This window comes from Pseudalkalibacillus berkeleyi (assembly GCF_021608225.1).
GTDB classification, from domain to species: domain Bacteria; phylum Bacillota; class Bacilli; order Bacillales; family Fictibacillaceae; genus Pseudalkalibacillus; species Pseudalkalibacillus berkeleyi.
This window is the reverse complement of sequence record NZ_JAKIJS010000002.1, coordinates 150,082-163,700: the sequence shown is the minus strand read 5'-3', so window position 1 is coordinate 163,700 and position 13,619 is coordinate 150,082. Positions and strand designations below refer to the sequence as shown.

The window sequence follows — 13,619 nt, the reverse complement described above, 5'->3', positions numbered from 1 at the left end:
ATAAAGAAAGGGGCTGACAAGTATGTCAGTCCCTCTGACTCCTTAGCGAAGCCTCATTTTTTAGTTCGTCATATTGAATCGTAACGTAATGTAGTCTTGTACCGGAATCCATGCGCCAATTCCTTGATGTGTTACATTTTTCACTTCAATACGCTTTTTGCTTCCTTTTAGTACAATGTATACTTCACCGTATGTTACGCGACCTTTTTCATTCACTGCTGGTACGTATCCTGATAATAAGCCAACCTTTTTCGGTGGGATGTTATAAACATTGTCTTTCTTCGTTCCTCTACCAATTACTGTTGTGAATGACAAAGGTAATTGCGTCTTTTCAGAGGCTTTGATCATCATCATTTTTTGTACGTCATCACTATTTGCCACTTTTGCAGTCAATCCACCTGAAACCTTTTGTTCATTTTCTTGAACGAATCTCAATTGTTGGACCGCATTCCCACCTCTATTATTCAATTGATTCACATTCACTTTATGGTACTCCCAGTTCACATTCGTTTCTGATGATTCATAGCTCAATGGCCATTGTCCTAAATAAATATTAGCTCGATAACCTATCGCTGTTTTCGTAGGTGAAATATGAGATTCGTTAAATAGGCGGATAAGTTCCGGGTTATCAATCTTGACATCGGTAGTTGAAAACATATCACGAGTTAGCTCACTTGGTTGCAAATCTGGAAGGTCCTGCGTTGCATTCGGATAAGAATTTTCTTTTGAAATCGATACTGTGGAATTCGGGATCGATACTTTTTCTGTTGCTTGCTTTGACTTGTCTGCTGAAAACACCTGATCTGGCCATAACAACAACCCGATACAAGCAATCATAATACCCAACTTTCTCATCGGACATGCTCCTTTCTTTCTCTTATTTTTTTCTAGACTGGCCAAAATCTACATGCCAAATTTTGCATAATGTCAAACAAGCGTTTGATTGAATCTCCAAACCCTTATACACCAACGGTTTTCAAGTTTTTCACTTTTAAACAAATGTTTATTTGAAGGGTTGAAAAACCTGTCGAAGCAATGATTTGAACTTCTTAGGCTTCTTCAACTAACTGCCAAGAACAAACGGAAATATTTTCAGGATACTGATGTTCTCTTAAGTAGGTTTGAAGTTTTTTCACCGATTGATCGGGTACAACGATTGCTGCGACATCCGTTTTGCTAAATTTAAAATCTCCAATCTTCCGCCACTCTTTCTCTCTATAAAACGTGTGACCTTCAGGAGGATGAAAATCAGTGACTTTCACAAAATCGATTAATGGGTGCTTTTGTTCTAACTTTTCATTGAGTAAAGTATGGTTAACGGGTACGTAACAGACCGGCAGAAAATGCTCATGAATAATGGCAGCTTTAAAACCGATTGCAGCTTTTCCATAATATCGCGAATGATTAACAAGATCCTTAAACGGAATATCTGTCGTACTGCAGAAGTTGCCTGTCTTATGGCGTCCTACTTGCTCCGAACTAGAGGCTATAAGGCTAGACGATTCTAAGATTGACAACAAAATATAGATGGATTCTTCATCAGATTTTGGTTTGCTAACTTTTAATAGCTCGTCAGGACTATGAGCTTCCAGATGACCATCCTTTGGTGAACCTGTAAAGTGCCAATAGATTCGGGAATAGTATCTTTGCATGCAAAAAACACCCCTCTGTTAGTACTTCCTAACAGAAAGGGTGCGCATCTCTCTTCCATTTATGTGTGTTGATTAGATTCTTCATTGAAGATTTCAATCTCACGCCATTTTCCGAACTTATAATATCCATAAGCGATGATACTACTAATAATGAAGCTCGATCCAATTCCATAAGCGATACCTGATTCACCGAGCCACTTGGCAAATAAATAAGTCAGCGGCACACGCAATACCCAAAATGAAATTAAATTTAAAATCAAGACTTGAACCATGGCTCCTGCCGCCCTAACAATTCCGTTCAACACAAAGTTAATACCGAGGAATGGATAGAAGAAGGCCACAGTTTTGAGATAGGTCGCCCCGAACTCAATTGTCTCTATATCATCTACAAATAATTGGATTAAGTTCTCTGCTGAAAGGAATGCAACTGTACTGATTGCAAAGGAAACACCTAAGATCATGAGAATCCCGTTTCTTGATATCGCATCTACTCTGTCCCAGGCTCGAATGCCGATATTTTGACCCGCCATACTATTGACAGCTGAGCCTAATGTAAAAGCAGGTAGCATGATGATACTGTCTATACGCTGCGCAGCTCCAAATCCAGCCACAACATCCGCACCATAATGAGCGACGATCCCCATGATTGCTGCAATTCCACCAGATATCGCCATCATTTGGAGGCCAGCTGGTACTCCAAGTTTAAACAAAGTCACAAAGTAAAAACGAGGCGGTACATAAGGCTTAACAAATGGTACGCCAGCTTTCCATACGGAGTAAACAAGTCCATAAACAAAAGCAAACCCTTGTGAAATAATGGTTGCATAAGCTGCACCTACGATTCCCATATCGAACCAACTAATGAATATCGGATCGAGTATCGTATTTAAAATCACAGCCATAAGCACAAACCGGATCGGTGTCTTACTATCACCAAGCGCACGCAAAACTGTGCCGATAAAATTATAGCCAAACAAGAATAAGATACCGAGAAAATTCACTTGTAAATACGATTTTGCAAGCGGATAGATTTCAGCAGGCGTTCCTAGTAAATTCAGTAGCCAGCCAGATAAAAAGAAACCGATAAGCCCAAGACTCACTGCCAATATGCCTAAAACAAATACAAAAGCGTTGAGCGACTCTTTCAATCCTTGCGTATCATCTGCGCCCTTCTTTTGCGAAAGGACCGTTAATGAAGCGCTATTTACACCAATTATAAATGAAAGAATCGTAAAGATGAGCGTCGCAGAGATCGAGATTGCACCTAAAGCAGATGACCCGAGTAAGTTCCCGACCCAGACGCTATCAATAAATTGAAAAGAAGTTTGCAGAATGTTGGTTAGAAAGATGGGGACGGAGAAGAATATCATCTGTTTAGATACTGAACCTTTTGTAAAATCCATTTGTTGAGCCAACTTCTCCACCCTCCTTTCAAAAAATGCGAAAGCACTCCTTATATGTGGAGTGCCTTACGTAGCTTCACAATTGTTAGTTGCTCTTTGTAAACGATATCCAAAACTTTCGTCCCAATCCATTGTGTACATATTGCAAATAGAAAAATCCACCAACCAACGACAAATGCAGTAATGAGAAAAATCACACCGTTAATCCAGAACATCACTTGTCCAGGTGGACGATTAAACATCTTCGCGAATATCTGTGCCAGTATCGCCATGCCGCCTGAAGATGCCCCGTTTTTAAAAAGGATGCCTACACCTATACCGAATAAGCAGGCTCCAAAGAGCAAATCAATCCAAGGCACTGAAATCGGTGCCGATAGCACCAACCCTATTACATCCACGGTTATCGACGTCACTGTAACCGCAAAAACCGTCTTCCCAGCAGAACCAGCTCCTAGGAATTTAACGGCCGCGAAAAGTAATGGGACGTTCACGAGCCAAAGCGACCAGCCGTGCGGTATATTCCAGAAAAATTCATTAATGACTGCAATGCCTGCTGCTCCGCCAGATGGAATATGGTGTGGAAACAAAAACAGGCCCATCCCGATCCCTTGAATGAGCGCGCCAAGTGTCAGTGTTAATAAAGTTTTTACGGTTTGACCCATTCTGCTTCTTCCACAACCTCTATACTATTTTGAACGGATTGTACCATCGAACAATTCTTCCGCGTTAAACTCATTGCTTTTTCTATTTTATTCTCGTCCCATTGTTCCGTTTTAATATGAAATGTGAGCTTAATTCTTTCAACTCGGTTCGCCTCTTCCTCATTACGTTTTATATCCGCAGTGACCTTGATGTCATCAAATGAATAACGCATCTTTTCCAATACTTTTCTTAATACGCCACCACTACATACGGCTACTGATGATACGAGAAGCTGGTATGGTCGAAATCCATGTTCTTCGTTACCTGAAATATCTAAGTTTCCGTACTCAAATTCTGTTGTAAATCCGCCTTCTGTCATTTTAAATTCCACTCTGTTTTCACTCCTCGGAACTGTTATAATAATGGATGTTCAAAAATTCCGGTGAAAATGGCCTTTTTGAACTAGCACTAATGGATGAAGAATTTCTCTATGAAAACACTACAAGTATAACTTCGTCAAGATATAGTAAAATGTATCAATTAATGAAAGGAAGTACAAGTTATGCGCACCGCTCGTTATCGCTTCAATGTGCTGATTTCTGTCGTCTTCGTATCAGGATTTGCACAAGGAATGTTGCTTCCATTACTGGCTATTTTACTTGAAAATGCAGGCGTATCATCTAGTATCAATGGTTTAAGTGCGTCCGCTTTTTACATTGGTATTCTTGTCATTTCACCTTTTATTGAAAAGCCATTACATAAATTTGGTTATAAACGTATGATTGTGACAGGAATCGCACTTACTGGTGTCTCTTTACTCGTCTTCCCTTTATGGCAAGCAATTTGGTTTTGGTTTATCCTTCGTTTGATCATTGGAATTGGAGACCACATCTTTCATTTTGCAACCCAAGTTTGGCTAACGTCGATTAGCGTTGAAGGAAATCGAGGTAAAAACATTTCTATATATGGGGTATCCTTCGGTCTTGGGTTCGGGGTCGGACCTGTCATGACAAAGTTAATCGAAGTGAACACAGCATTACCGTTCGTTGTCGCATCCATTTTATGTGTTCTGGCACTGTTTTTGCTCATAAGAATAGAGCATGAATACCCGGAAAACATTGTCACGACTGACGTTCAAAGCACTTGGCAACGTTACGGAAAAGTATTCAAATTGTCTTGGCCAGGACTGCTCGGGACGTTTGGCTACGGTTTTATCGAAACGACTGTTCATAGTAATTTTCCTGTCTATGCGGTCAGACAAGGCTTAGGTGTAGACGCTGTTTCAATTTTGCTACCTGCATTTGCAATTGGCGCACTCATTTTTCAAGTACCTTTGGGACTCTTAAGCGATAAATTAGGGCGAAAACCGATTCTTGTGACGTCATTATTAATCGGTGGCATTAGTTTTATATTAATGACGCTGAATGGATCACTTATTTACTTAACCGTTATGTTTATCATTGCAGGACTTTTCCTAGGATCATTATTTTCAATGGGTATCACCTTTATGGCTGATCTCTTACCAAAAGAATTACTGCCTGCCGGAAACATATTAGCAGGAATTTGCTTTAGTCTCGGAAGCATTTTCGGTCCTTTAATTGGAGGACTTGCGATTCAAGTACTAGAAGAAGGTAGTATCTTTTACACAATTGGCGGAATGATGCTCTTACTCTTTATTGGTGTCTCCTTCTTCCAACCTCGTAAAGGATCTGAAGTTGCTATGACCGAATAGGAGAACACTCATGCTAAGCATTACAAATCGTATCCCAGCGCTCTTTTTATGACCGTGCACGGGATTGTTACCTAGACAAAAATTTTCTCTAGTTCATAAAGTATCAAGGGGTAGTAAGGTAAAATTGAATTCAAGAACAATTCGTATCAGGGAGAGCTACCTCTCCATACGTTTAACGTAGAATGAGCAAAGGTATACTATATGCGAGTCAGATTTATTGACGTAGAGAGGCTAAACTTTTAAAATCATAATTAGATAATAATTATTGTAAACAATACAGTCGTTAAAGGAGTCGATAAGACATGAGATTACGCACAGAGATGCCAGAATTTGAAGGTGCAACGGAATGGTTAAACGGTGAAGTTTCAAAGGATCAGCTCGTTGGTGACAAACCAACACTTGTACATTTCTGGTCTGTAAGCTGTCAGCTTTGTAAAGATGCAATGCCGAACATCAACCAATTTCGTGACGACTATAAAGACGAGTTAAATGTAATTGCCGTGCATATGCCTCGTTCCGAAAAGGACCTTGATGTAGATCAAATTAAGGAAGTAGCTGCTGAGCACGAGATTACACAACCAATTTTCGTGGACAACAAGCACACATTAACAGACGCTTATGAAAATCAATATGTTCCAGCTTATTATGTATTTGATGCAGAAGGAAAATTGCGCCACTTCCAAGCAGGCGGAGATGGCATGAAAATGCTAACGAAACGTGTAAATCGCGTACTCGGAAAATAAAACTCATTAAATGAGCGGTAAGGAGTGGCCATATGGCCGCTCCTTTTTAGTTTGGAGGACCATTTCGGTGGTCTTGGGGCGCAATCGGGGAACTTTTGAACTCGCTTAAAGACGAAAAAACGGAATCCTCACAAAGGATTCCGTCTCTTCACTACTATTTATTTTCTCCTGTTCCGTTCTATTAGTCGATAGAAAAAGGCTAGTACTTTATATAGTATTAAGCCTACTAGTCCTCCAAGTCCATTCAAGAATATATCATCAATATCAAAGATACGATTTGCATAATTGAATTGGACCAACTCGATCACCGCACTCATTCCAAATGAAATGAAAAACATTCTTCGAAATCGGGCTAATTTTCGAGAGATCAATGGTAATAGAAATCCTAATGGCATGAACAATAGAAAATTCCCAATGACATTCTTAAAAATCAGCCAATAGTTTCCGCTTCTCCACATCAACCTAATACTGTCGAACAGGACAAGATTAAATGACTTCCCATATATATAATAATTAAAAGTAAATAACGTTGAATAGATCAGCACAGCAAAATAAGCGATGAATAGGATTACGCCTATCCATTTCCACCTAGAACGTATTTGTCTGTGTTGTCCTGGTGCATTATTAATTTCCATGTCGCTGTGCTCCTTTTCCATGTGACGAGTGTCAAATACACCCTATAAATCCCAATTTTGCAGGCATTCACTTGAATACCCATTCAGTGTATCATAGGATTCTGCCTATCTGTACTAGTCTATGATTTCCAATTTCAACTTCATGACGATTATATGATTTGGTCGTTTATCCTATAAGATTCCTACAAAAGGAGGGCATCTCTATGAGATCCCCCCTGTTCCTTAATGTTTCGGACGCTTCGATTTATTGACGACCGTTGGCACGACAAGTCATTCCGATATTCGGAAGTTTTCTTTATAGTCAATTGGACAATCTACGAGGACTGGTTTTCCCATTTTCAATGCTTCTTCCATGATTGGTTTAAATTCTTCAGCACGAAGAACTTTAAGTCCTTCAACACCATATGCTTTCGCAAGCTGGATAAAATCAGGATTTTCGAAAGTAATATTCGAGCTACGCTCAAATTCATTCATTTGTTTCTTTTCGATTAATCCATATCGGTTGTCCGTCAAAACGACGACTACGATCGGCAAATTTAATCGTACCATGGTTTCTAACTCTTGTGCCGTCATGACAAAACCACCATCTCCAGCAACAGCAACTACGTTTTGATGTGGTTTTGCTAACTTTGCACCAATTGCTCCAGGTACCGCTACACCCATGGAGGCAAATCCATTTGAAATTAAACAAGTATCGGGGTTAATACAATGATAATGTCGAGCAATCCACATTTTATGTGAACCAACGTCAGAAATCAGAATGTCATCTTCACCCATTACTTCCCTTAAATCAGACACGATCTTTTGAGGTTTCATCGGGTAATCTAATTGTTCATTGTTTGCGTGTAATTCATTGATCAGCTCTTCCCGTAGTTCTTTGTAAAATTCATTCATCGATTCCCTTTGCTCTATTTTTTCGGTTAGCAAAAACAAGTTGGTCGAAATATCCCCAACTAGACTCTCTTTAACAGGATATGCGGCATCGATTTCTGCAGGTGCCGTATCAATATGAATAATCGGTTTCTTACCTTCAGGATTCCAAGCAGATGGCGGAAATTCTGTCATGTCAAATCCAACGGCGATGATTATGTCACATTCCTCTATCGCACGCACAACCGGGTCATTTTCTTGCAGACCGATCGTTTGAAGGTTTTGAGGATGCTCCCAAGTTATTGCACCCTTCCCCATAAACGTACTTGTAATAGGTGCTTTAAGCTTTTCTACAAACGCTAGTAACGCATCTGATGCATGTTGTCTCGTAACCCCATTTCCAGCTACAATAATAGGTTGCTTCGCTTGATTCAATAATTCAGAAACATGTTGAATACTTGGATTTGAAGCTCTGGACTGCGTTTGATTTTGAGGAGCTTGTATTGGCTTCCCTTCATCTAATTTCAACGCTGAAATATCTTCTGGTAGTTCAATGTGGACAGCCCCAGGTTTTTCGCTCGTTGCAGTTTGAAAAGCTTTCCGGACAACTTCTGGAACTATATTTTGATCTCTAATAGATGTGTTCCACTTTGTGACTGGTTTGAACATGGATACTAGGTCGTAATACTGATGGGATTGTTTATGCTGACGATTCATACCTGCTTGGCCTGTAATGGCGATTAACGGTGAGTGATCCATATTTGCACTTGCGACACCTGTTAACAAATTTGTAGCTCCTGGACCGAGAGTAGCAAGACAAACGCCAGGCTTCCCAGTTAACTTTCCATAATACCCAGCCATAAAGGCTGCCCCAGTTTCATGCCTGGTTGTTATGAATTCAATGTCTGATTCCTTAAGCGCATCGAGAAAATCGATATTCTCTTCACCCGGAACACCAAAGATATATTCTACACCTTCATTTTCTAAACATTTCACAAACAGTTCAGATACTCTCACATGCATCCCTCCGATTTTTATCAACGAACAATAAGTAGGTCTAATATAAGAATTCCTTTTCACCATGGGTATTCAAACGTGAATATGTAAAAAGAATGAGAAAAGGATCCCTCGCAGTACGAGGCACCCTCTTAAGTCTAATGAAATTGATTTTTCTTATTCGCTGAACTACTCGTCTTGTGTTTATTATCACTTGTCTGTTTCTTGTGATTTTTCACATTGTGGTTCTGCTTATTGTTACTCATCAATCATACCCCCATTACAGAAGAGTAGTTATAGTTTCTTCTGGTTTAGGGCGTACTATTCGACCTAAATTATGTCTGCGGGTTCTCTTCTAAGTGTTTGAAGGTTGCATTCACTTCCCCACCAATAATTAGCATTAACCCTGACACATAGAACCAAAGCATTAAGACAATAACACCACCAAGACTCCCATAAGTAGCACTATAGTTCGCGAAATTGTTTACATAGTAGGAAAATGCCAATGATACGAGCTGCCAACCAACAGTGGCAACCACTGCTCCGACCCATACATCTCGAATGGTTAGCTTTTTGTTCGGTGCTACAAAATAGATGATTGTGATGACCCCAGCAATAATTACTGTACTTAATACCCAGCGCAGTACGTTCCAAACTTCTTCATAATGAGGAATCCCTATGTAAAAGAACAGGTTTCCGATCATTTGTCCAAATACCGGTAACGCCATTGCTACAAAGATGATCAACAGCATTCCGATAGTTAATGAAATCGCAACTGCTCTAGCGACGATGAAATTCCTGCTTTCATCAACGTCATAAGCTTGATTTAACGCCCTTATGACAGCATTCATCCCATTTGATGCCGTCCAAAGTGTACCTATAATACCAATTGAAAGGATTGCACCACCTTGGCCACCTATCAGTTCAGAATTATCTTGAATGATATTCATCAATTCTGGCGGGCCATATTGATCAAGCATCGTATATAACTGGCTTTCATCGATGAGTGCGGTGACGACCGTAATTGCAACAATTAGAAAAGGAAAGAGTGACAACAGGAAATAATAAGCTAATTGTGCAGATAAGTCTGTCACTCCATCCTCCTTTATCCGTTGAATAAGGTCTTTCCAGAAGACTTTTTTGGAAGGTTGTCTAAATCTTCTCACTTGCACAATCACCCCTTTCCAAATACAGTTTACGACTTATCATTCTCCCCATATTCAATATCTGTGATCTCTTTTCCTGCTTCTTTCAATTTACTGGATACGTCTTTCAATTCCCCACCTACTTCACGAACACTTGAATAGGTCTCTAATGAATTTTGTCGGACTTCATCGATCTTCCCAACAACTTCTTTTACCTCTCTTGAAAGCTCGTTCAAAGCTTTAGAGGTTGTTTCCATTGTATGCTTAACAGAATTCATAATGACATTGGGTTCTTCTCGGACTGTTTTATATAGAGATGAGGTTTGATCCTTTAACTTTATAGAACGTTCTTGAACATTTTTACGTGTATTTTTATCAATTAATGCTGCAAGCCCACCAACGACCGCACCAATTACGATTCCTTTCAATAAGAAACTGCTTTCTTTTTCCTGTTGAGCATGTATTTGTGTAGGTTGCCTTTGTGCTTGTTGATTGGGTGTTTGAACGGATTGTGTCATGTAATATCGCTCCTTTTTTAATTTGTAATAATATTTAACTTCCCCTGTTCTTAAAAAACCAAAACATTTACTTGAAATTGTTTATGTATATTAAATGACGGGTATCACAAAAATAACTTTAATTGGCAATCAAAAAAAATCAGTGAAAATAAGGAGGAATAGAAATGGGCTTAATTTGGACATTAATTATTGGTGGAATTATCGGTTGGTTAGCAGGTCTGATCATAGGTAGAGATGTGCCAGGTGGAATCATAGGTAATATTATCGCAGGAATTGTTGGCGCATGGCTAGGTACAGCACTCCTAGGATCATGGGGTCCTTCTCTTGGAGGAATGGCAATCATCCCTGCATTAATTGGAGCCATATTAGTCATCTTGATCATCAGCTTCATCATGAAGAGTATGCGTAAAACACGCCATTAATAATTAGAAATCCATCCCGCTTCAGCAGGATGGATTTTTTTATGTTTGTCGGAATATGAAAAGGAGACCGTCTAGGGGCTCCCTCTTCGGTCTCCTTCTTCTTAAAATCATCCTTCAAGTACTTTTACATAATAGTTCCTTGTTCTCGGACCATCAAACTCACAGAAGTAGACCCCTTGCCAAGTGCCGAGAATCACGTCTCCGTTTTCAATGATCAAGACTTGGGAGCTTCCAACTGTACTTGCCTTCAAATGTGAGGCAGAATTTCCTTCGGCATGCTTATATTTCACATGATTCCAAGGATAGACTTCGTCAAGTTTCATCAACATGTCATGCTTTACATCAGGATCTGCATTTTCATTAATCGTAATGCCAGCTGTCGTATGTGCACAATATACATAAGCAACGCCATTTGGCACTCCACTCTTTCTTATTGACTCCTTCACATGCGAAGTGATGTCGAGCATTTCATCACGATGATTCGTTTGTATGGATTGTTTATAAAGCATACTTACCTCCTCATACTTTTTGAGATCGTCTTCCATTTCTTTTTCTCTTGTAATTGAGCTTTTTGATCATTTTTACGCTCCAGATAGGCAAGTTCCCTTTGAAGCTTCTTAAAAGATGTAAAACGGTCGGTAGTCAGGTCGCCAGTTTGAATTGCTCCTTGGACAGCACATCCTGGCTCGTCCTCATGCTGACAATCACGGAATTTACATGCTTCAGCAAGGGATTCAATATCTTGGAAGCTTTCAGAAAGGCCATCCTCTGTATTCCACAATTGGAGCTCCCTCATTCCTGGTGTGTCAATCAAGGATCCTCCTGAAGGGAGTAAGAATAATTCACGATGGGTTGTCGTATGGACGCCTTTGTCGTCGCCTTCTCGAATTTCCTTCACTTTTTGAACTTCCTCACCATAGAGACAATTGACAAGAGTAGATTTCCCCGCTCCTGAGGATCCGAGTAATGCAACCGTTTTTCCATCTTCCAAATAAGGGTTTAACTCAACCAATCCTTCCCCCGTCTGTGCGCTGATCACAATGATCGGTACACCTAAGGCAACGGTTTCTACTTCATTTACCCGCTCAGCGACATTTTCACACAAGTCTGATTTACTTAAAACAATGACAGGATTTGCGCCACTCTCCCATGCCATTAACAAATAACGTTCAATTCTGCGTAAATTTAAATCCTTATTCATGGCGTTCACAAGGAAAACAGTGTCGATGTTCGTAGCGATAATCTGTTCTTCAGTTGTAGTCCCAGCAATTTTTCTCGAGAACTTACTCGTCCTCGGTAGAACACCATGAATGGTTGCAGTGCCTTCCGATGCACGCACCTGACACATGACCCAATCGCCAACTGCTGGATAGTCTTCACGACTCATTGCTTCGAAATTCATCTTTCCAGATATAGTCCCGCGAATTTCTCCATATGCCGATAACAACGTATACATCCCTTTATGTTCTTGTGCAATACGTGCAGGCTCATAATCTTTTTCATTCCATGCTTTTGTTTGTTCGATTCTTTCTTCTGTAAAACCTAATTGTTTCAAATTCAAATTCAATTCCTCCATTTTTGTGTAAAGAAAAGCGAAATCACACCGGGAGCTTCGATGGGCACTGGAAGTCCACTGAGGAGGCTGTGGCCGCCGGAAGGGGACTGAAGTGATCCAAGAAGCTGTGTGATGCAGCTAGACATCTCGAAAAGCGAATTCGCAGTTCTTCTAAAGTAATAAGAAAAGACCACCGGTAAATAAACCGATGGTCGCTGTAATAAATAATAATAAAAAACCATAGGCGATGTTGCACAGCCCATGGTTTAGTCGATCACTCAAATATCAGAAATGAAATGAATTAACGTCCGCTCACCATAGAGGGCTGTGCTTTATATACAATTAATGACTGGGAATATCGGTTAACGTTATACATAAAACATGACCTCCTTTAAAGTGCAGTAATTTGTTACCATTATATGCTACCGCTTACATGATTGTAAACCTTATTTGTTAAAACTTTCTATGAACTGGATAATTGCTGGCCCGAGTAAGACGATAAATAGACTTGGAAAAATGAAGAGAACGAGTGGGAATAACATTTTCACAGGTGCTTTCATCGCTTCTTGTTCAGCCCGTTGCTTCCGCTGGTCCCGGACTTCTTCAGACTGTACTCTGAGGACATTCACAAGACCCATTCCTAATTTCTCAGCTTGCAAAATGCTACTGATTAGAATATTCAGTTCATCAACGACTAACCTTTCCCTTACACCTCGAAGTGAATCACGTCGAGTTTTACCTAAACGTATTTCCTCAAGGCAACGATGAAATTCAGTTGATAATACGCCTTCTTTTTTCAAAACTACTTTACTTAGCGCTCCATCAAACCCTAATCCCGCTTCAAGGCTAACAGTCAGCAAGTCTAATACATCTGGGAGTTCTTTCAACGCGGATTTCGATCGTGCATGTATTTTACTTTTTATATAATAAGGTGGGAGTACAATCGAAATAATGAGCGCTAATATACCCGAGAATAGAATGCCTCCGAATGAGAATCCCATCAAAAACCCCCATCCACCTGCTATAACAGGAAGGACAAGAACGAGCAATAGTTGGATTAACCTATATTCAAATAGAGTCATGCCGAATGGATTCCCAGCTTGCAGCAGCTTCACTCCAAGTTTGGCCTGTTTATCTCCATCCATTTTTTTATTGAATCCTTTACGGAATTCCCTCCATAAAGGATATAAAATACGCTTCACTAAAGGTGTTGCCATCGATTCTTGGGAAGGATAAGAATCGGAGCTTTTATTGCCGACAAACGAGGATAACCTTCTCTTCAGCAATTGCTTCCGTTCGCTCCGAA

General features: G+C 40.0%; 15 protein-coding genes. 3 read left to right on the top strand and 12 right to left on the bottom strand.

The annotated features are described in order from the left end of the window. Nucleotides 1-60 precede the first annotated feature (60 nt). The 5 genes from L2716_RS16295 to L2716_RS16275 all read right to left on the bottom strand — a co-directional run bounded on the left by L2716_RS16295 (nucleotide 61) and on the right by L2716_RS16275 (nucleotide 4,088). Nucleotides 61-855 carry a YfkD famly protein gene (locus L2716_RS16295; RefSeq protein WP_236338062.1) on the bottom strand — a complete coding sequence of 265 codons (795 nt, stop codon included), beginning with the start codon at nucleotides 853-855 and terminating at the stop codon, nucleotides 61-63. 194 nt (nucleotides 856-1,049) lie between these two features. Further along, entirely contained in the window at nucleotides 1,050-1,652 is a 603-nt protein-coding gene (locus L2716_RS16290; protein ID WP_236338061.1) for an abortive infection system antitoxin AbiGi family protein, read from the bottom strand. A 59-nt stretch (nucleotides 1,653-1,711) separates the two neighbouring features. Further along, nucleotides 1,712-3,067 (bottom strand): MATE family efflux transporter, encoded by a 1,356-nt coding sequence (locus L2716_RS16285; protein WP_236338060.1) that lies wholly within the window; start codon nucleotides 3,065-3,067, stop codon nucleotides 1,712-1,714. A gap of 38 nt (nucleotides 3,068-3,105) precedes the next feature. Further along, nucleotides 3,106-3,717 (bottom strand): YitT family protein, encoded by a 612-nt coding sequence (locus L2716_RS16280; RefSeq protein ID WP_236338059.1) that lies wholly within the window; start codon nucleotides 3,715-3,717, stop codon nucleotides 3,106-3,108. Then, nucleotides 3,702-4,088 (bottom strand): OsmC family protein, encoded by a 387-nt coding sequence (locus L2716_RS16275; RefSeq protein WP_236338058.1) that lies wholly within the window; start codon nucleotides 4,086-4,088, stop codon nucleotides 3,702-3,704. Before L2716_RS16275 ends, L2716_RS16280 begins: the two co-directional genes overlap by 16 nt. Nucleotides 4,089-4,259: 171 nt before the next feature. Between L2716_RS16275 and L2716_RS16270 the strand changes: the two genes are divergently transcribed. Together L2716_RS16270 and L2716_RS16265 are read left to right on the top strand one after the other, a co-directional pair. After that, complete coding sequence (locus tag L2716_RS16270) at nucleotides 4,260-5,429, top strand: MFS transporter (RefSeq protein WP_236338057.1); 1,170 nt, start codon at nucleotides 4,260-4,262, stop codon at nucleotides 5,427-5,429. Between the two features lie 302 nt (nucleotides 5,430-5,731). Next, on the top strand, nucleotides 5,732-6,172 hold the full coding sequence (locus tag L2716_RS16265; RefSeq protein ID WP_236338056.1) for a redoxin domain-containing protein: 441 nt from the start codon (nucleotides 5,732-5,734) through the stop codon (nucleotides 6,170-6,172). A gap of 158 nt (nucleotides 6,173-6,330) precedes the next feature. Here the strand turns inward: L2716_RS16265 and L2716_RS16260 are convergent, their stop codons facing one another. The 4 genes from L2716_RS16260 to L2716_RS16245 all read right to left on the bottom strand — a co-directional run bounded on the left by L2716_RS16260 (nucleotide 6,331) and on the right by L2716_RS16245 (nucleotide 10,336). Further along, nucleotides 6,331-6,807, bottom strand: coding sequence for a VanZ family protein (locus L2716_RS16260; protein ID WP_236338055.1), 477 nt, complete (start codon nucleotides 6,805-6,807; stop codon nucleotides 6,331-6,333). A gap of 270 nt (nucleotides 6,808-7,077) precedes the next feature. Continuing rightward, nucleotides 7,078-8,694 carry an acetolactate synthase large subunit gene (locus L2716_RS16255; RefSeq protein WP_236338054.1) on the bottom strand — a complete coding sequence of 539 codons (1,617 nt, stop codon included), beginning with the start codon at nucleotides 8,692-8,694 and terminating at the stop codon, nucleotides 7,078-7,080. Between the two features lie 314 nt (nucleotides 8,695-9,008). Continuing rightward, the gene (locus tag L2716_RS16250) at nucleotides 9,009-9,839 is read right to left on the bottom strand and encodes a YihY/virulence factor BrkB family protein (protein ID WP_236338053.1); all 831 of its coding nucleotides are present in this window, start codon (nucleotides 9,837-9,839) and stop codon (nucleotides 9,009-9,011) included. Nucleotides 9,840-9,868: 29 nt separating this feature from the next. Further along, the gene (locus tag L2716_RS16245; protein ID WP_236338052.1) at nucleotides 9,869-10,336 is read right to left on the bottom strand and encodes a YtxH domain-containing protein; all 468 of its coding nucleotides are present in this window, start codon (nucleotides 10,334-10,336) and stop codon (nucleotides 9,869-9,871) included. 164 nt (nucleotides 10,337-10,500) lie between these two features. Between L2716_RS16245 and L2716_RS16240 the strand changes: the two genes are divergently transcribed. Further along, a complete protein-coding gene (locus L2716_RS16240; RefSeq protein WP_236338051.1) occupies nucleotides 10,501-10,758 on the top strand; it encodes a GlsB/YeaQ/YmgE family stress response membrane protein in 258 nt (85 codons plus the stop codon). Between the two features lie 107 nt (nucleotides 10,759-10,865). Here L2716_RS16240 and L2716_RS16235 read toward each other — a convergent pair whose 3' ends face one another. From L2716_RS16235 to L2716_RS16225, 3 genes are all read right to left on the bottom strand, one after another. Continuing rightward, nucleotides 10,866-11,267: a secondary thiamine-phosphate synthase enzyme YjbQ gene (locus tag L2716_RS16235; protein ID WP_236338050.1), complete on the bottom strand. Its 402-nt coding sequence runs from the start codon at nucleotides 11,265-11,267 to the stop codon at nucleotides 10,866-10,868. 2 nt (nucleotides 11,268-11,269) lie between these two features. Further along, nucleotides 11,270-12,319, bottom strand: a complete 1,050-nt coding sequence (gene rsgA, locus L2716_RS16230; RefSeq protein WP_236338049.1) for a ribosome small subunit-dependent GTPase A — start codon at nucleotides 12,317-12,319, stop codon at nucleotides 11,270-11,272. Nucleotides 12,320-12,759: 440 nt separating this feature from the next. Further along, nucleotides 12,760-13,530, bottom strand: a complete 771-nt coding sequence (locus L2716_RS16225; RefSeq protein WP_236338048.1) for a type II secretion system F family protein — start codon at nucleotides 13,528-13,530, stop codon at nucleotides 12,760-12,762. Nucleotides 13,531-13,619 lie beyond the last annotated feature (89 nt).